Raw genomic sequence first — 17,423 nt, 5'->3', positions numbered from 1 at the left:
ACGGGTTTCAGGGCCCCACATCAAAACGAGGTTCGCCATGACCATCGACGCCACCAACGTCAATCCAGCCTTCGCCCCAACTGTTCCGGGCAATTCAGATGCCAGCCGCGATGTCGCGAGCTACTTGCATCCCTATACCAATCATGCCACCCACGAACAAACCGGCCCGCACATCATTACCGGCGGTGACGGCATTTATGTCACCGATGACAGCGGACATAAACTGATCGAAGGCATGGCTGGTCTTTGGTGTACGTCGCTTGGCTTTAGCGAAAAGCGACTGGTGGATGCCGCCACCAAGCAGCTCAACATCCTTCCCTATTATCATACCTTTGCATCCAAAAGCACAAATCCGGCGATTGATCTGGCGGAAAAGCTGCTGGAAATCGCACCGGTGCCGATGTCGAAGGTCTTCTTTGCCAACAGCGGCTCAGAAGCCACTGATTCCGCAGTCAAAATGGTTTGGTATTATCATAATGCTATTGGCCAGCCGGAAAAGAAGAAGATCATCTCGCGCAAGAAGGGCTATCACGGGGTTACTGTGGCAGCGGCCTCGATGACTGGCCTTCCGGGCAATCATAAACTGTTTGATCTGCCGATTGATCGCATTCTTCATACCGAAACACCGCATTACTGGCGCGATGCCCTGCCAGGTGAGGAAGAAGAAGATTTCGCCACCCGCTTGGCCGAACAGCTTGAAGACCTGATCCAGGCCGAAGGCCCCGAAACCGTCGGTGCGTTTATCGCCGAACCGATCATGGGGGCCGGTGGCGTGATTGTCCCGCCGCGCACCTATTTTGAGAAAATTCAGGAAGTGCTCAAACGCTATGACATCCTGTTTATTGCCGATGAAGTGATTTGCGGCTTTGGCCGGACCGGTCGGATGTTTGCCAGTGAAACCTTCCGGCTTAAACCCGATATGATCACAGTCGCCAAACAGCTGTCATCGGCGTACCTGCCGATTTCCGCCCTGTTTATCAATGAGGCGATTTATCAGGCCGTCAAAAAGGGATCGGACGAAGTCGGGACATTCGGCCATGGCTTTACCTATTCCGGGCACCCGGTAGCAGCCGCCGTCGCACTTGAAACCCTTAAAATCTATGAGGATGACGGGATTATCGAGCATGTCCGTAGTGTCATGTCGCCGTTCCAGAAACGCCTCAAAGACCTAAACAAGTTCGATCATGTCGGCGAAACCCGGGGCCACGGCCTGATCGGGGCGTTTGAACTGGTTTCTGATAAGTGTGCGAAAACACCGTTTGATCCCTATGGTGCTGCGGGCAAAGCCGTTGCAGCCAAATGCCTTGAACATGGTGTGATCCTACGTGCGCTTGGTGATACTGTTGCCTTCTGCCCGCCGCTGATCATCACCGAAGATCAGATTCATACGATGTTCGACGCGGTCGAGGCCGCCCTGACCGAGTGGCACAGCAGCCTTTAAGTCGCGACACAGATCAAAACATCAAAAGGCCCGGCTCAAATCCGTTTTGCGCCGGGCCTTTTTTTCTAAAACCACACGTCTGATCCCGCAAAACACCGCCTAAAATCGCGACTAATAGCCTTAAATGCCAAATTACACCAAATCGATTGATTAAAACTATGGACTGAATTGATATAATTGTGGGGTGAAATGCGTTCAAATCCTTGCCAAATGCCGCCAATGGCCCCAAATTGACTACTGAATTGAGACGGGGTACGCCAAGTCCTTGAAACAGGACCAACCCTGCGGCGAGATCGACAAATGAAAGATGGAACGCCTTCTCTGACCGTGCGGTTCAAAACAAACTGGAATCGCTTTAATTTTTGACAAGGGTCAATGCCGTGTCGGACGCCATGTCCGATAAGGGAAACATCAAGACCCGGTCAAGCCGGACGACGTGTCCAGATCAGATCGCTGATCAGGACAAGACCAGAGCTTTGTGATGTGCGAAACTGTTCCGTCGCAAAGAGACAGGCGAAAGTAACAAAGATGAATTATAACAACTTCTTCAAAGACGCGATCTCTGGCCTTAAGGCTGAGGGCCGATATCGCGTGTTCGCCAATCTTGAACGCATTGTCGGCAAATTCCCCAAGTCCCTCTATCATCCGGAAAACGGGGAAGCGCCGCGCGAAATCACTGTCTGGTGTTCCAACGATTATCTTGGCATGGGCCAGCACCCCAAGGTACTTGAAGCCATGGATAAAGCCGTTTCCGGCCAGGGTGGCGGTGCGGGTGGCACACGCAATATTTCTGGCTCCAACCATCTGCACGTCGCGCTTGAGCAAGAGCTCGCCGATTTGCATGGCAAGGAAGCCGCCCTTCTGATGACGTCTGGCTATGTCGCCAACTGGACCACGCTGTCGACCCTTGGCTCCAAATTGCCCGATTGCGTGATCATTTCCGACTCCCAGAACCACAATTCCATGATCGAAGGCATGCGCCATTCCAAGGCCGAACGCCGCATCTGGAACCACAACGACGTCGAACATCTCGAAGCTATCCTCAAGGACCTCGGCCCGGAGCGCGCCAAAATCGTCGCGTTCGAGTCGGTCTATTCGATGGATGGCGATATCGCCCCGATTGGCCAGATTCTTGATCTTTGCGAAAAATACAACGCGATTTCATACCTTGATGAAGTCCATGCGGTGGGCATGTACGGCCCGCGCGGCGGCGGTGTTGCCGAACGCGATGGCGTTATGCACCGCGTTGATATCGTTCAAGGCACACTGGCCAAGGCATTTGGCGTCATTGGCGGTTATATCGCGGCCAAACCGGAAATCGTCGATTTCGTACGCAGCTTTGGCAACGGGTTCATCTTCACAAGTTCCCACCCGCCCAGCATTGCGGCCGGTGCGCTGGCATCTGTGCGCCACCTTAAGGAAAGCAACGCCGAGCGCGTTGCACAAAAAGAACGCGCTGAAACGCTGCGTGAACGCATGCGTGCGGCAGGCCTGCCGGTTATGGACGCCCCATCCCACATTGTCCCACTGATGGTTGGCAATGCCGCGATGTGTAAGGAAGCCAGCGACCGCCTGCTGTTTGAACATGATATCTACGTGCAGCCAATCAACTATCCAACCGTGCCGCGCGGCACCGAACGCCTGCGCTTCACCCCCGGTCCGTTGCATAATGACGAATTAATGGATCACCTGATCGACTCGCTGCTGGCCGTCTGGAGCCAGTTGGGCATTTCCAAGGCCGCCTGATCGGGCGTCAGGGATCAGAAAACGAAGGCCAGTGGCAGATGCCCTGGCCTTTTTTGATCAGCCCCCGAAACAGTTCTGATCTAACATCTTCAAATCGGACCCGAATGTTTGCTTTCGCCATAGGGCGGCCTATATTCATGCTGATGATGATCGCGGACACTTAAAGTGCCCTTAAGATCACATATTGCAATTAATAACCGTTCGCGTTAACGTCGACCCTGTCATCAAACAGGGGCCGCCCATGTATTCGGATAGAACCTTGCTCCCCAAAGAATGTCTGCGCCTGTGCGCACTCGGCACACTTGCCCTTTCGGATAAACCAATCAGTTATGCTGATCTGGCCAATTCCGTGCGTCATTTCATGTCCCATATGATGGGGCCGTCGCTTGATATGATGGGAAGTTCATTACAGCTTTTAAAACTTGAAGGACTGGTCAAGGAAGACAGTGGAAGCCTCGCATTTTCCGACGGGCAGCTTATCCTGACCCAACAAGGCCACGATAAATTCATCGAACTGATGCAGGGCAACCTGCGCGATACATCGGGTGAACTATCGCGCCTGATCATGGCGCTTAAGATGCGCTATCTGCATTTGCTTGATGATGACATCCGCCGTGAGCAGCTCGAAATCCTTCAGGATGTGTGCGAGCTTGATCTTGAACGTGTTTTGGCCCTGCGCGAAGAGCACGCCAACGAAGCATCAAACTTCACCGGCTGGCTTGAAATGGAAGTCAAACGCCTTGAACAAAAAAACGACTGGCTGAAAAGTCTGCTGGTTTAACACAACCTTGCCCTACCGCATTTTCCCGTTATAGTCGTGGGTGACGGTCCGCAGGAAGCAGACCCTACGTCACAGGCAGGGACGAAAATGCTTATTCGTGAAGAAACCGAACATGACATCGCGGCGATTCACGCGCTTCTGGCAGGTGCATTTGAAACAGCACCCCATAGCCAGCAGACAGAACACCTTATTGTTGATGCCTTGCGTCAAAAAGGGAAGCTCACCCTTTCACTGATTGCTCAACAAGATGACGAACTCATTGGCTGCATTGCCTTTTCCCCAATTAAAATCAATAATCTGGAATGTGGCTGGTACGGGCTTGGCCCGGTTGCCGTCCTGCCCGACCGTCAAGGGTTTGGCGTTGGGTCCGAACTAATCCAAAGCGGCATCCGTCATTTGCGTGCCAATGATGCCGCCGGGTGTGTTGTCCTGGGGGAGCCCAACTATTACAGCCGGTTTGGCTTTGCGCCCCTGCCCGACCTCAAGCTTGAAGGTGTGCCTGATGAATATTTCATGGCCCGCCCGCTGATCGATGAAATCCCGGCTGGAAAAGTTGATTACGACCCGGCCTTTCACATCAGCCAGAACGCATAAAGCAACCAAGCTTGGCTGCCTTTGGCCTTTAAAGCATATCGTCTCAGAACCACAGCATCATCACCACCAATCGCGGCGATCTGTGATCAATAAAGATGCTGCCCGCCAGTAACAAAGATTTCCGTGCCTGTGACATAGCTACTGTCGTCACCCACCAGATAATGCACCGCGGCCGCAACATCTTCGGGGGTTCCCATCCGGTTCATCGGAATGCGCGGTACCAGTGCTTCATATTCCGGTGAAATCATGTCGGTTTTAATCTCGCCCGGGGCAACGGCATTGACCCGCACGCCCAGTTCGGCAAACTCCACCGCCATTTCACGCGTCAGCCCGGAAAGGGCCGCTTTTGACGTGGAATAGGCCGACCCGGCAAACGGATGCACATAGTGCCCGGCAATCGATGTGATGTTGCAAATTGCCCCCTTGCCACGGTGCAAGGCCGACGCAAACCCGCGCGCCAGTGTCAGCGGGGTAAAGAAATTAAGCTCAAACACATCGCGCCACGCATCAATATCGCCGTTCAAACAGCCAAGCCGTTCTTTATAGGGCGTCTTGGGCGACACACCGGCATTATTGACCAAGGCATGCAGCGGATCATCGCCCAGCACCTCATTGGCCTGTGCGATGAAAGACTCCACGTCTTCGGGTTTGGAAAGATCAGCACGGATATGAATGCCAAGTGACGGGTCACGCGGGCAACTGGGCGGCGGTGCTTCACGTGAACAGCAAATCACCCGCCAACCACGCCGGGCAAAGTAACCAACCGTAACGTGACCGATACCACGGCTGGCACCTGTCAGGACGACTGTTTTCGGGGCTGGGTTATTCATTATTCGGGCTCTTTATGTGGCGTGCGCATGCGTGACTGCATGTGATCGCATTGTTATAACATCCCCCGTCAAACCATTGAAGGAAATGCCCTGTTTTCGGTAAAATTTCTATCGGCCTTGGGGCATGACCTCGTTTTAGGTAGTACGCATCGCAGGATTTGGCAAAGCCCGCAGCAGCTATTATCTTGATGGCACAACAAAGCAGGCAAATACATGTGCAGCCGATTTGATCTTAACAGCAACGTCCACGCCCTTCAGGCGCAACTGGGACTGGAGATGGAAGACATCCGGCGCAGCATTTTGCACAACGGGTTTGACGACGCTCAGCTTGCCCATCAAACCGCCGAAAACCAGAACGACCTTGATGCCGCGTTTGAAGGCCTGACCGGCACGCGCCGCCCGACCGATCCGATTGCCGTCATCCTGCCCGAACGCAAAGCCGCAATCCGTCACTGGGGGCTTACGGTTCCGGGCCTGAACACGCCGCTGATCAATGCGCGGGCCGAAACACTTGACCAGAAACCCACATTTCGCCCCCTGCTTGCCCGGCGGTGTCTGATCCCGGCCACAAGTTGGTATGAATGGCGCAAAGACGGCACGTCCAAGCGTAAAAACCAGATAACGCTTCCCGATCATCAACCGTTTCTGTTTGCCGGACTGGAAAACGGATCAGAGGCAACCATTATCACCTGTGCACCATCGGGTGTGATTGCCCATATTCATGATCGCATGCCCGTGGTGATCGGACCAAATCACCTCAATGCGTGGCTTGATCCTACAGAAAACTTCACACAGGTTGCCCATATGCTGGCCCCGCTTCCTGACCATGTCTTGTCATGGCACGAAGAACCACCCACCGCGCAAAAACCCAAACGCGATGAGGATCAGATCAGTCTGTTCTCGAAATAGGGAAATGGGCCTGCTGCCCGCGCAGGCAAGCTTCCGGCATGAGACAAACAATCAGGTCGGGGCGATATATCAATATCACTGCGCCCTCGTTTCATCTGATTACTTGCCGTCACATTTGTTGGCCGCACAGGGAGTTGCTTCGCAGCCGCGAATGGAATTGTCGCCACCACCACCTTGGCCAACGACCGCTGCACCAAGATCGGGCAAACCAATTTTAAGACTGTTTAATTCGTCAGCCAAATCCTCGGACATGGCTGCAAAATCAATGATGTCGCGAAGTGATAACATCGCAATTCCCCTAGCAGACGTTTCTTCCTTAATGCGGAACGCCTCGTTTTTCGGGGTTCCGTCTTTGTAAGATTTCCGTAACCCTCCCTCTATTTGTTCGCGGATGCAACAAAAAAAGGCGCAAACAAATGCGCCTTTCTGACCCATTCAAAAGAATAGGTAATTTAATTTCGCGAAATCATATGGTTATGATGACGCCCGTTCAGCGGAACACTCAGTGCATGATCCAAAGTGGCAACGTACATTTTGCCAGCATATCTTGCGTCACACCGCCAAGGATCATTTCCTTGAACCGTGAATGGCTATAGGCACCAAGAACGATGCTATCGGCCCCACATTTTTCTGCCTCTGACATCAAGGTGTTAGCAACATTTCCGCCTTCGGTATGTTCGACAACCGCCGCCTCGACTCCGTGCCAGCGGAATTGTTCTGCCAATTCTCTGGCACTAGCCCGGCCATAAGGAACATCTCCGACACTGACGATCGTGACGGTCTTTGCCGTGCGCAAAAGCGGCATGGCCGACGTCACGGCACGCGCGGCTTCGACCCCGCCGTTCCACGCAATCATGACCTTTTCACCAATCGTCGCAGGTGGGTCTAGCGGGGCGACAAAGATCGGACGCCCGGTTTCCATCAATGCGGCATCAAAGGTCAGCGACGCAGAAGCTTCTTTGGGATCACGCCCAACCACCACCAGATCAAACAGGCGCCCCCGGCGCGCAACGGTTTCGTCTTCGCGGCCATTGTCCTTGCGCCACGCACAGGTTGCTTTGGACTGGGTCGTCGGCGCCTCTGCGATATCGATCCCGGCCGCGGTGACAGCGGCCTCAAACGCGGCCTTGCCGTTGGCTTCGCGTTTTCCTGTTTCGGTTTCCGCCGCCCGGATCATTTCTTCAATGATCAGGCCCGACATGCCTTCGCCAACAATTGGAATGGCATCCTGTGGTTCGGCGGCGACAAAAAGCGCCTCAAGATGCGCATCGAACCGCTTTGCAGTACGGAACGCCATATCCATAACACGGCGATCAATTTCCGAACCGGCTACTGGTGCCAGAATTGTTCTTATTGCCATTGCACTCACTCCCGCCTGTCATCTTGTGAACAGTGCCCGCGTCCGATGGGTCATCATCACGCAGGATCGCCATTATGTTGCTACTTTTGATCACTCTATTCCTTGTTCAAGATCAAAAATATTGCGGCTGTAATTGTTCTTTCAACGCTGTATAGAAACAAGATCAGCTTTTCGTAAACCTGCCCGATAGAATAGCTTACAAGGTGTATTGTATCATTTATGGCTCCGATTACGATGGCTGTTTGACGACAAGACCGAAAATACGCTGACCCCGACCGATACCAACCAAGGTCAGACCGTAGATGTAGATTGGTATGTAATTTGGAAATGGGTTTTCTGGCGGATGGATTACGAAGCGCTTCATCAAAATGCACGCGAAGCAGCAGAATTTCTCAAAACGCTGGGCAATGAATGGCGGCTGATGATTCTTTGTTCCCTTGGCGATGCCGAAAAATCGGTTGGCACGCTTGAGAATGAACTGGGCATTAAACAATCCGCCCTGTCACAGCATCTCGCACGGCTGCGGCGCGACAGGTTGGTCAAAACCCGGCGCGAAGCCCAGACGATTTATTATTCGCTGGCAGATCAGAACATCATGAAAATCATTGCCGTCTTGCAGGAAACATTCTGCCCGCCCGAACAGACCAAATAGTCAGACGAACCGGACCGAGAAACAGGCCCCCCAATCAAAAACGCGCAAAAGATCAATTCTTTTGCGCGTTCTATCGTTCAAGGCATAAAGCCAAATCCTTACGGGAACAGCTTTTGCGTGTTCCAGCCCGCATCATCGGCATCACGGGTAAACAGTTTGCGATCATGCAAACGGAATTTCCCCTCGGCCCAGAATTCAATCCGGTCAGGCACCAGACGGAAACCACCCCAGTGGTCCGGGCGTGCGACCTTGCCCAAACCAAACTTGGCGGTAAATTCCGCCACCCGCTTTTCCAGATCAAACCGACCGGTCATCGGACGTGACTGTATCGATGCCCAGGCGCCAAGCTGGCTACCACGTGGGCGCGATGCAAAATACTCATCGGATTCAGCACCATCGACCTTGGCGACCTTACCTTCGATTCGCACGCATTTCTCGACCGTTTTCCAATGAAAACACAATGCCGCATAGCTGTTTTGCGCAAGCTGGCTGCCCTTGCGGCTTTCATAATTGGTGTAAAAGACAAAGCCGCGATCATCAAACCCCTTAAGCAGGACGATCCGCGCTGATGGACGGCCATCCTTGTCCGCGGTGGCCAATGTCATCGCGTCAGGATAGGCATCTTCGTTGCTTTTGGCGTCTTTGAACCAGTCGTCAAACATCTCAAACGGGGCAACGTGGGGTTCATGCCCCATTTTTGGCGTATTTTTTTCGTCCATTGGGGTCAAAGTTCCTCTGATTATCCAAAATCGGCTGGCTTAAGTGACAGCGGATGACGAACACGGGGTGGCAACACAGGATCATCGTTCGTATATTCAGAGCATATCGGTTGGGACAGGAAAAACAAGATGGGCAGAAACAACATGAAATTCCGTCATATCGTCATACCATTGATCATGACCGCCTTCATCGCAGGCTGTGCTCAGGATCAGGGCCAGAAACAAACCGCTGGCACCTTGCTGGGTGCGGTTGGCGGCGCGGTTGCTGGCGCACAGTTTGGCAAAGGCAAAGGCCAGTTGGTCGGGGTTGCACTTGGCACCATGGCTGGCGCGTTTCTTGGCAGCGAAGTCGGCCGTTCACTTGATAACGCGGACCGCGCAATCATGGCCCAAAGCACGCAGAAAACCCTTGAAAGCGCGCCAACAGGCAAAACATCAAGCTGGCAGAACCCAGATACCGGCGTTCAGGGCACCGTGACACCAACACGGACCTATCAGAAACCCGAAACGCAGGAATATTGCCGCGAATACCAGCAGACTGTCATGATTGGTGGGCAGGAAGAAACCGCCTATGGCACAGCGTGCCGCAAACCTGATGGCAGCTGGCAGGTCGTGAATTGATCAGACCCGTCTGATCTGAAACCAGATTTTCAAAAAAGCGGTGCGGTTCTTGCGATCTGCACCGCTTTTTTTATATCCGGGCACAGCAATAAATAGCCTTTCTTGTTTTCGCCAAGACGGGCTAGAGTACGGAGCGCGCAATCAGCGCCATTTTGTTTGTTTTGGCATGCCGTTTGGCAAAATACAGCGCGGCAGAGCAATGTGACGAAGCCCTTGATCGTGGCCCAGCTACGGTCATTGGACTTATCCTTGCTTGATATAAAACGTGCCGGACGAAATCGTGACGAAATGGTTCTGATTGCGCGCATCATGCACTTAAATTGTGCCACCGCCCATTTTGTTCATCCAACCGGTTAATTCATGCAGGATCCCTACAAAATACTCGGCGTTGCAAAAAACGCCACTCAGGACGAAATCAAAAAAGTCTATCGCAAACTGGCGCGTGAACTCCATCCCGACGTCAATCCCGGCGATACCAAGATTGAAGAACGCTTTAAAAAAGTTTCAAGCGCCTATCACCTGCTTGGCGATCCCGAACGTCGCAAGAAATTCGACAATGGTCTGATTGATGCCGATGGTCGTGAAACCGGGCCTTTTGGTCGCGGTGGCGGCGGTGGTCAATCGCGTGCGGGCGGCGGATTTGGTCAGAATGACCCATTCGGCTTTTCCGGCTCGAACCCCGAAGATATCTTTGACGAAATTTTCGGCAAAGGCGGTCGGGGTGGTCGCGGTGGCGGCGGATTTGGTGGTTTTGGCGGTGAACGCAAACCGCAAAAGGTCAAAGGCCCGAACATCTCCTATGAGCTGAGCCTTGATTTTTCCGAGGCCATCATTGGCACGACCAAGCGGATCAACCTTGCCAGCGGCAAAAGCCTTGAAGTTCGCATCCCTCCGGGAAGTGAAAACGAACAAACCCTGCGCCTGAAAGGTCAGGGCATGGCGGGGATGAATGGTGGTGAGGCAGGCGATGCCTTGATCAAGCTGCATGTCCATCCCGACAAAACATTCCGTCGCGAAGGCAATGATCTGCATTGTGAATTGGCGATCACACTGGCCGAGGCAGTCCTTGGCGGGTCCATCGAAGTCCCGACTGTCAATGGCAAGGTCAATATGAAATTGCCCGCCAACGCAAACAGCGGTACGAAATTGCGCCTGCGCGGCAAGGGTGCACCCTATGACCGCAACACCAAACACGGCGATCAATATGTCCATCTGACGGTCAAGCTGCCCGATGAACGCGATGATGAATTGATCGAGTTTATCCGTGACTGGTCGGAAAAACACCCCTACAGCACCCGATAGTACCCCGCTTAAAAGCCGGCTTCTCGCCGGCTTTTTTATTGCCCAAATTGCCAAAACACCCGCACTCACCGTGGCAGGTTACAGTTACAATTTTCTTTTAAATGCAACGCCCTGCCTGAAAATCCGTTCTCGTGTTACCATATGATTTAAAGCGTCTTGTCATAAAGCCCCAAAACAGAAAATCAGGAAGACATCAGGGCACCAATGGAACAGTTTACCAACCCGGATCAATATCTGCTCTGGATTGACCAAGCCATAGACTGGATACAGGCCAATATTCTTCTTGGCCCAATCCTCATACAAATTGCCGCCTGCCTGCTGGCGATGCTGCCGGCCCTTTTGCTGCGCCCGACATTGACCTCCCTGCTTGCCCGACTGCAAAACTGGAAACCGCTTTTGCACTATGCGGGTTTCAGGCGACTGTTTTCTGTTCTGCCTGATCTGGCGTTTCCCCTGCTGCTGGTTGTACTGGTCTGGGTCCTTGAGGCCATTGCTGTTCAAACCGGATACCGCCACAACATCCTGCGCCTCGTCGCAAGTCTGCTCAACGCCTGGATCGTCATTCGCCTGGCAGCGGCCGTGGTGAATGACCCGGTCTGGTCACGCACCATCGCGGCTGTGGCGTGGGGATTGGCAGCCCTTAATATCGTTGGCTGGCTTGATCCAACCATCGCAGCACTCGACAGTCTTGCCATGCAAGTCGGATCGTTCCGCGTTTCGGTCTATGGCGTTATAAAAGCTATCCTGTCGTTGGCGGTTTTGCTTTGGGTTGCATCCTTTTCATCCCGGCTATTTGAACAACGCATCAAAAAAGTCCACCGCCTGACCCCCTCGGTTCAGGTGCTGATGTCCAAACTCCTTAAACTGGTTTTGCTGTCCGTTGCTGTTCTGTTTGCTCTGTCAACGATTGGCGTTGATTTGACCGCCCTTGCGGTGTTTGGCGGTGCGGTTGGTGTCGGCATTGGTCTTGGCCTGCAACGCATTGTTGCCAACCTGATCAGTGGCGTGATCCTGCTGCTTGACCGGTCGATCAAACCGGGGGATGTCATTGCCATTGGCGAAACATTTGGCTGGATACAGTCCCTTGGTGCACGCTACACCGCCGTTCGCACCCGGGACGGCACAGAATTCCTGATCCCCAACGAAGACCTCATCACCACACAGGTCGAAAACTGGAGCCACTCAGACGTCAAGCTGCGCCTGAAAATCCCGGTTGGCATTTCCTACAACTGTGATCCGCATTTCGCGATCAAACTGTGCAATGAGGCCGCAGGAAAATGCGCGCGTGTACAAGACACCCCCGGTCCCAACACATTGTTGCGGGGCTTTGGCGACAATTCGGTCGATCTTGAAATCCGCTTCTGGATCACCGACCCGCAAAACGGGCGCGGCAACATCATCAGCGAAGTTCTGCTCAACGTCTGGGATGCCTTTAAGGACAACGATATCGAAATCCCGTTCCCGCAACGCGATCTGCATTTGCGAAGCAGTGATGCACCGATACGGGTTCAAATGGAATCCTCTGGCCATCCAGAAAATCCGGACACATAACGTTGCCCGAATTTTCTATTCTTCACAGGGCTTTCGATTTCCCGGCATGGCTTAATCCACCGATTGGGCCATATCATTTTGACTGATTTCTTCCTGCCGCGGATGATCCGGGTTTGGCTTGATTTGCTCAGGGACTTTGTCTTCGGGCTTTGGTGTATCAAGCAAGGCGCCGACTTCAACATCAAGAACCGAACCTCTGGTTTTTTCAAGCTCGACAAGCCGCTCACGCATTTTACCGGGCCAGCCACCATCCGACTGAACCACCAGCAGCCGATCATAATCAAGAAACAATCCCAGACGGCCCATCAAATCGTTCAGTGTCAGTCGCGATAAATTACCCGATAGCAACCAGCGATGACTTTCGGACCGATCAATCAGCTTTTCCCGCCGAAGGGCGGCCAATGCCCAGTTCAAGTCGCGCCCGCCAAGCTTGACCTCACGCATCATGCGGCGATAGGTCGGCGGTTTGGATGCCTTATGGAAACCGTTTTGCAGATATTCCAGCACCCGTAGAACCGCGATAATGCGTTCCATGTGGCCCGGCACCGCCCCGCGCGGATCGGGAATAAGGCCCGCAGCCCGGGCCGCACGCCATTCAGACCGTGCAGCGGCAACCTGTGCGCCCAGCAGGATCACAATCCACGTCAGATACATCCACAACAGAAAAATCGGCACAATGGCAACCGCGCCGTAAATCGTCTGATAGGTCGGGAAATTGGTAACATAAAATCCGAACCCTTTTTTAAGCGCCTCAAACAATCCCGCCGCAACAAGGCCGCCCAGAAACCCATCAATGATTTCAACTGAACGGTTGGGCATACCAATGAACAACAACGAAAAAGCTATTGCCGATAACAGGAACGGTGCGATGAAGGTAAGCTGACCAAGTTGCCCGCCGATCAGATCACCGCCGACCATATGGCGCATGGCAAACAGATAGGACGCCAACGACAGGCTCAACCCCAACAACATCGGCCCGACGGTCAGAAGCGCCCAGAACACCACAAGACGCGACAGCAACTTGCGCGGGCTTGTAACGCGAAAGACGTCATTCATCGCCCCTTCAATCGCGCCAAGCAACATCACCGCCGTCAGACCAAGCACCATGGTGCCAACAGCGGTCATCTGGCCGGTGTTTTGCAAGAAGTTTCCAAGGTAGTCGGTCACCTGCTCACCGGTTTCTGGCAGGAAGTTATTTAAAACAACGCTCATGATTTGATCTTTGAATTGATCAAATACCGGAAAAGCAGAAAGCACCGTCAGCGCGACAGCCAGAAACGGAACCATCGCCAAAAGAGTCGTATAAGACAGGCCAGCCGCGCGCTGCACCGATTTATCATGAACAAACCGCATCAGCGCATAGCGCCAGAATGCTGTTCGATCTTCGATCAATTTCTGAATTTCCACCATTAAACGCTTATCCCTACGCATTTTCCGGTTATACTGTAATTGATCAACAGGATAGCGTGCCCGCACACGTTATAACAGGCCAGATTGACCTTGGCCTTGCTTTGTGTAGGATGCGCCCAATGACCAATAGCTCCTGTACCGGTCGTGGCTTTATTTAAAGGGCCTCCACCTGACAGAGAGAGATCGTGGGAACGAGAGGAAAAATGAGCCTGTCCACCGATAACATCTCGGGCCTGATGGCCGGTAAGCGTGGCCTGATTATGGGCGTCGCGAACGACAAATCCATTGCTTGGGGCATTGCACGCGCTGCCGCTGCTGCTGGCGCCGAAGTTGCTTTTACCTATCAGGGTGAAGCACTGGAAAAACGTGTCCGTCCTTTGGCAAGCTCAGTTGGCAGCGACATCGTGTTGCCATGTGACGTGACCGATGCGACCAGCATCGATTCCGTTTTCGACACGCTCAAGGAAAAATGGGGCAAACTCGACTTTGTCGTTCATGCCATCGGTTTTTCCGATAAAAGCGAACTGCGCGGTCGCTATGTCGACACGTCGGTTGAAAACTTCACGATGTCGATGAACATTTCGGTCTATTCCTTTACCGCTGTTGCACAGCGCGCGGAAAAACTGATGACTGATGGTGGATCGCTTCTGACCCTGTCCTATTACGGGGCAGAAAAAGTCATGCCGCATTATAACGTGATGGGTGTTGCCAAGGCGGCCCTTGAAGCCAGTGTCAAATATCTTGCCAATGACCTTGGCCCGGATCGCATCCGCGTCAATGCCATTTCGGCAGGTCCGATGAAAACCCTTGCCGCTTCGGGGATTGGCGATTTCCGCTATATCCTGAAGTGGAACGAGTTTAACTCACCGATGCGCCGCAATGTCACGCTTGATGATGTTGGCGGGTCGGGGCTGTATTTCCTGTCGGATCTGTCAACCGGTGTGACGGGTGAAACCCACCACGTCGATTGCGGGTATCATACCGTTGGCATGAAACAGGCCGATGCACCTGACATCAATGTTCAGAAATCCTGATCTGAACATGATATAATTTTACGGGCCGCCTTTCGGGGTGGCCCGTTTGTCACTTTAATACGTTTTTCCGTACCCTTTGAATTCTGGATTTTGGCTTATGGCTGGCAACAGTTTTGGAACGCTTTTTCGCTTCACCACCTTTGGCGAAAGCCACGGGCCAGCCATTGGCTGTGTCGTTGATGGCGTCCCACCGCTTCTTGACCTGTCCGAAGCCGACATTCAGGACTTCCTTGAAAAACGCAAACCCGGTCAGTCGCGCTTTACCACCCAGCGCCGCGAACCTGATCAGGTCAAAATATTGTCGGGCGTGTTCGAAGGCAAAACCACCGGCACCCCGATCGGCCTTCTGATTGAAAACGTCGATCAGCGGTCCAAGGATTACGGCGAAATTAAAAACCAGTTCCGCCCCGGCCATGCCGATTACACCTACTGGGAAAAATACGGCACGCGTGATTACCGCGGCGGCGGGCGCTCATCAGCACGTGAAACCGCCATGCGCGTTGCGGCCGGTGCGATTGCCCGTAAAATCCTTGGCGGCGATATCAAAATCCGTGCCGCCTTGGTCAAAATGGGCACCAAGGAAATCAACCGCGATAACTGGGACTGGGACGAGGTTGATAACAACCCGTTTTTCTGCCCGGACCCCGAAGCGGTGCCGGTATTCGAAGAATATCTTGATGGCCTGCGCAAGGATGGTTCATCGGTTGGCGCAGTGATCGAAGTTGTCTGTTCGGGCGTTCCCGTTGGGCTGGGTGATCCGGTCTATGACAAGCTTGATGCCGATCTGGCCAAGGCCATGATGACAATCAATGCGGTCAAGGGCGTTGAAATCGGCAATGGCTTTGAGGCCGCCGAGCTGACCGGCATTGAAAATGCCGACGAAATGCGCCTTGGCGAAGATGGCAAGCCGGTATTTGGCTCCAACCATGCCGGTGGCATTCTGGGGGGCATTTCATCGGGTCAGGATGTTGTCATTCGCTTTGCCGTCAAACCGACCAGCTCGATCCTAACGCCGCGCAAAAGCATCGATATTTACGGCAAGGAAGTCGATATCGTCACCAAGGGTCGCCATGACCCGTGCGTTGGTATTCGTGGTGTGCCGGTGGGCGAAGCCATGGCCGCCATCGTTCTGGCCGATCACCTTTTGCGTCATCGCGGCCAATGCGACGGCTGGAACGCCAACAAGCACTTCCCAAGCTAGGGCTTGCCGAAGTTTGCGTCTGCCTAAAGAGTATCGCACCTTGATCGCTTAATTTCCCGTCACAAACGGGTTTGTGCCACGTCGACATGGCATGAACCCAATATTGCTCAAAACATTGCTCTCGCTGGCGTCCACCAATGCTGCTGCTTCAGCCAGCAGCAAAAAAAACGGCATGGATGCCCAAATGCGCACCCGAACCGTCCTCTATCCGGACGAACCGGTCGACTTGCCGCGCTGGGGCATCTCCGCCCTGCCCTCGATGATCTTGGGGGCCGCGCCGCAAACCTGCCTGTTTGTGAAGGACCTTACGGTGATGCCCGCTAAGCCGGATCAAGATACCGACGGCAGGAATAGCCCGGCAACACCATCCAAATCCCCCACATCAACTGCTTCACCCGGTACAACTGACGACAGCACCGCAACGCCGGATTCTGACACGGTATCTTTCTCGCTCGCCCTTGATAGCCCGCCTGAAACGGAAAGCGGGTTGAGTGCACGACAAATCACCTGGCAACTTTCCATGCCGGTCGCCGGTTATCGGGACATCAAAACAAGTGCCAACAGCGACAGCGTCCGCACGCCGGTCATTCGCACCTGCATGCAGTTGCGCGGCATTGATCGCGACGTAGAAATCGGTTTGCTGGAAATGGCCGGGATCGAACAGCCGCTTTTGATTGGCCAGGATACCCTTGGCGACAAGTTCCTGATCCGCCCGGATCGGTCAAAAACGGAAAAAACAGCAAAATCACCGTCGGTCAATTTAGCCCCCGCACCTGCGGAGGATGCGAAGGATGACAAGGACGCAACAGAAACAGCCTCTGGTAAAGCCCCGGCCGCGACAACACCAAGTAGCGACCAAACCGCTGCGGCACCAGACGCCCTCAATAATGCGCCACCAACCAGCCCTGAAATGCCGGAAACAGCTTCCGACGCCAAAGGTGCGGATACCCCAGCACCCAATACCACAACACCAACCAACAATGCACCTCCATCAACACCGACACCAGAATCGCAACCGGCACCAGCGACTACGGCAGACCAGCCCGCAATCCCGGATACGACGCCTCCGGCAGCCACGACCACAACCGATGCAACGCCTGCGACCAGCACCGCAACGCCAGCCCCGGCGACACCGGATGCACCAGCGCCAGCACCAGAACCAGAACCAGAACCAGAACCGGCAACGCCAGACGTAACGCCGTCAGAGCCGAAACCGGTTAACACCTAAGCCCAATCTGCCAAATTCCAATCTGTACCGAGAACATGCGCGCG

General features: G+C 53.7%; 17 protein-coding genes. 12 read left to right on the top strand and 5 right to left on the bottom strand.

Translation table 11 applies throughout. The features are described 5' to 3' along the window. Nucleotides 1–37 precede the first annotated feature (37 nt). The 4 genes from AMM48_RS00600 (at nt 38) to AMM48_RS00585 (ending at nt 4,562) form a co-directional block, all read left to right on the top strand. Nucleotides 38–1,441: an aspartate aminotransferase family protein gene (locus tag AMM48_RS00600; RefSeq protein ID WP_102782507.1), complete on the top strand. Its 1,404-nt coding sequence runs from the start codon at nt 38–40 to the stop codon at nt 1,439–1,441. Between the two features lie 528 nt (nt 1,442–1,969). Next, a complete protein-coding gene (hemA, locus tag AMM48_RS00595) occupies nt 1,970–3,187 on the top strand; it encodes a 5-aminolevulinate synthase (RefSeq protein ID WP_101303605.1) in 1,218 nt (405 codons plus the stop codon). Between the two features lie 241 nt (nt 3,188–3,428). Continuing rightward, nucleotides 3,429–3,968: a hypothetical protein gene (locus AMM48_RS00590; RefSeq protein WP_102782506.1), complete on the top strand. Its 540-nt coding sequence runs from the start codon at nt 3,429–3,431 to the stop codon at nt 3,966–3,968. An 87-nt stretch (nt 3,969–4,055) separates the two neighbouring features. Beyond that, complete coding sequence (locus tag AMM48_RS00585) at nt 4,056–4,562, top strand: N-acetyltransferase (RefSeq protein ID WP_102782505.1); 507 nt, start codon at nt 4,056–4,058, stop codon at nt 4,560–4,562. 86 nt (nt 4,563–4,648) lie between these two features. On the opposite strand, the gene AMM48_RS00580 is transcribed toward AMM48_RS00585, so the two are convergent. Continuing rightward, nucleotides 4,649–5,392 (bottom strand): SDR family oxidoreductase, encoded by a 744-nt coding sequence (locus AMM48_RS00580; RefSeq protein ID WP_022733429.1) that lies wholly within the window; start codon nt 5,390–5,392, stop codon nt 4,649–4,651. 213 nt (nt 5,393–5,605) lie between these two features. Here AMM48_RS00580 and AMM48_RS00575 point away from each other — a divergent pair, with 213 nt between their 5' ends. Further along, nucleotides 5,606–6,301, top strand: a complete 696-nt coding sequence (locus tag AMM48_RS00575) for an SOS response-associated peptidase (protein WP_102782504.1) — start codon at nt 5,606–5,608, stop codon at nt 6,299–6,301. Nucleotides 6,302–6,400: 99 nt separating this feature from the next. Here the strand turns inward: AMM48_RS00575 and AMM48_RS00570 are convergent, their stop codons facing one another. Then, nucleotides 6,401–6,589 carry a hypothetical protein gene (locus AMM48_RS00570; protein WP_102782503.1) on the bottom strand — a complete coding sequence of 63 codons (189 nt, stop codon included), beginning with the start codon at nt 6,587–6,589 and terminating at the stop codon, nt 6,401–6,403. A 214-nt stretch (nt 6,590–6,803) separates the two neighbouring features. Then, nucleotides 6,804–7,661 carry a universal stress protein gene (locus AMM48_RS00565; RefSeq protein WP_102782502.1) on the bottom strand — a complete coding sequence of 286 codons (858 nt, stop codon included), beginning with the start codon at nt 7,659–7,661 and terminating at the stop codon, nt 6,804–6,806. A 343-nt stretch (nt 7,662–8,004) separates the two neighbouring features. Here AMM48_RS00565 and AMM48_RS00560 point away from each other — a divergent pair, with 343 nt between their 5' ends. Then, nucleotides 8,005–8,313 carry a metalloregulator ArsR/SmtB family transcription factor gene (locus AMM48_RS00560; protein WP_101303594.1) on the top strand — a complete coding sequence of 103 codons (309 nt, stop codon included), beginning with the start codon at nt 8,005–8,007 and terminating at the stop codon, nt 8,311–8,313. Between the two features lie 98 nt (nt 8,314–8,411). Here AMM48_RS00560 and pdxH read toward each other — a convergent pair whose 3' ends face one another. Further along, nucleotides 8,412–9,032 carry a pyridoxamine 5'-phosphate oxidase gene (gene pdxH, locus AMM48_RS00555; protein WP_102782501.1) on the bottom strand — a complete coding sequence of 207 codons (621 nt, stop codon included), beginning with the start codon at nt 9,030–9,032 and terminating at the stop codon, nt 8,412–8,414. 129 nt (nt 9,033–9,161) lie between these two features. On the opposite strand from pdxH, the gene AMM48_RS00550 reads away from it, so the two are divergent. From AMM48_RS00550 to AMM48_RS00535, 3 genes are all read left to right on the top strand, one after another. Beyond that, nucleotides 9,162–9,653, top strand: a complete 492-nt coding sequence (locus tag AMM48_RS00550; protein WP_244271065.1) for an RT0821/Lpp0805 family surface protein — start codon at nt 9,162–9,164, stop codon at nt 9,651–9,653. A 360-nt stretch (nt 9,654–10,013) separates the two neighbouring features. Next, the gene (locus AMM48_RS00540) at nt 10,014–10,955 is read left to right on the top strand and encodes a J domain-containing protein (RefSeq protein WP_102782499.1); all 942 of its coding nucleotides are present in this window, start codon (nt 10,014–10,016) and stop codon (nt 10,953–10,955) included. Between the two features lie 204 nt (nt 10,956–11,159). Then, nucleotides 11,160–12,506 carry a mechanosensitive ion channel domain-containing protein gene (locus tag AMM48_RS00535; RefSeq protein WP_102782498.1) on the top strand — a complete coding sequence of 449 codons (1,347 nt, stop codon included), beginning with the start codon at nt 11,160–11,162 and terminating at the stop codon, nt 12,504–12,506. A gap of 51 nt (nt 12,507–12,557) precedes the next feature. Here the strand turns inward: AMM48_RS00535 and AMM48_RS00530 are convergent, their stop codons facing one another. Continuing rightward, nucleotides 12,558–13,916 (bottom strand): YihY family inner membrane protein, encoded by a 1,359-nt coding sequence (locus tag AMM48_RS00530; protein WP_102782497.1) that lies wholly within the window; start codon nt 13,914–13,916, stop codon nt 12,558–12,560. Between the two features lie 203 nt (nt 13,917–14,119). Between AMM48_RS00530 and fabI the strand changes: the two genes are divergently transcribed. From fabI to AMM48_RS00515, 3 genes are all read left to right on the top strand, one after another. After that, entirely contained in the window at nt 14,120–14,950 is an 831-nt protein-coding gene (gene fabI, locus AMM48_RS00525; protein WP_102782496.1) for an enoyl-ACP reductase FabI, read from the top strand. A 97-nt stretch (nt 14,951–15,047) separates the two neighbouring features. After that, on the top strand, nt 15,048–16,151 hold the full coding sequence (gene aroC, locus AMM48_RS00520; RefSeq protein ID WP_102782495.1) for a chorismate synthase: 1,104 nt from the start codon (nt 15,048–15,050) through the stop codon (nt 16,149–16,151). Between the two features lie 103 nt (nt 16,152–16,254). Then, complete coding sequence (locus AMM48_RS00515; RefSeq protein WP_102782494.1) at nt 16,255–17,379, top strand: hypothetical protein; 1,125 nt, start codon at nt 16,255–16,257, stop codon at nt 17,377–17,379. Nucleotides 17,380–17,423: the final 44 nt, after the last annotated feature.

The sequence above is a fragment of the Thalassospira sp. GB04J01 genome, assembly GCF_000751115.1.
Lineage (GTDB): Bacteria > Pseudomonadota > Alphaproteobacteria > Rhodospirillales > Thalassospiraceae > Thalassospira > Thalassospira lucentensis.
The sequence above is the reverse complement of the archived record's forward strand: the minus strand, read 5'-3'. Positions and strand labels throughout refer to the sequence as shown.

Excerpts from the sequence above, each read along its gene's own strand:
- AMM48_RS00600 (WP_102782507.1), top strand. The coding sequence starts at position 38 with ATGACCATCGACGCCACCAACGTCAATCCAGCCTTCGCCCCAACTGTT.
- hemA (WP_101303605.1), top strand. The coding sequence starts at position 1,970 with ATGAATTATAACAACTTCTTCAAAGACGCGATCTCTGGCCTTAAGGCT.
- AMM48_RS00590 (WP_102782506.1), top strand. The coding sequence starts at position 3,429 with ATGTATTCGGATAGAACCTTGCTCCCCAAAGAATGTCTGCGCCTGTGC.
- AMM48_RS00585 (WP_102782505.1), top strand. The coding sequence starts at position 4,056 with ATGCTTATTCGTGAAGAAACCGAACATGACATCGCGGCGATTCACGCG.
- AMM48_RS00580 (WP_022733429.1), bottom strand. The coding sequence starts at position 5,392 with ATGAATAACCCAGCCCCGAAAACAGTCGTCCTGACAGGTGCCAGCCGT.
- AMM48_RS00575 (WP_102782504.1), top strand. The coding sequence starts at position 5,606 with ATGTGCAGCCGATTTGATCTTAACAGCAACGTCCACGCCCTTCAGGCG.
- AMM48_RS00570 (WP_102782503.1), bottom strand. The coding sequence starts at position 6,589 with ATGTTATCACTTCGCGACATCATTGATTTTGCAGCCATGTCCGAGGAT.
- AMM48_RS00565 (WP_102782502.1), bottom strand. The coding sequence starts at position 7,661 with ATGGCAATAAGAACAATTCTGGCACCAGTAGCCGGTTCGGAAATTGAT.
- AMM48_RS00560 (WP_101303594.1), top strand. The coding sequence starts at position 8,005 with ATGGATTACGAAGCGCTTCATCAAAATGCACGCGAAGCAGCAGAATTT.
- pdxH (WP_102782501.1), bottom strand. The coding sequence starts at position 9,032 with ATGGACGAAAAAAATACGCCAAAAATGGGGCATGAACCCCACGTTGCC.
- AMM48_RS00550 (WP_244271065.1), top strand. The coding sequence starts at position 9,162 with ATGGGCAGAAACAACATGAAATTCCGTCATATCGTCATACCATTGATC.
- AMM48_RS00540 (WP_102782499.1), top strand. The coding sequence starts at position 10,014 with ATGCAGGATCCCTACAAAATACTCGGCGTTGCAAAAAACGCCACTCAG.
- AMM48_RS00535 (WP_102782498.1), top strand. The coding sequence starts at position 11,160 with ATGGAACAGTTTACCAACCCGGATCAATATCTGCTCTGGATTGACCAA.
- AMM48_RS00530 (WP_102782497.1), bottom strand. The coding sequence starts at position 13,916 with ATGGTGGAAATTCAGAAATTGATCGAAGATCGAACAGCATTCTGGCGC.
- fabI (WP_102782496.1), top strand. The coding sequence starts at position 14,120 with ATGAGCCTGTCCACCGATAACATCTCGGGCCTGATGGCCGGTAAGCGT.
- aroC (WP_102782495.1), top strand. The coding sequence starts at position 15,048 with ATGGCTGGCAACAGTTTTGGAACGCTTTTTCGCTTCACCACCTTTGGC.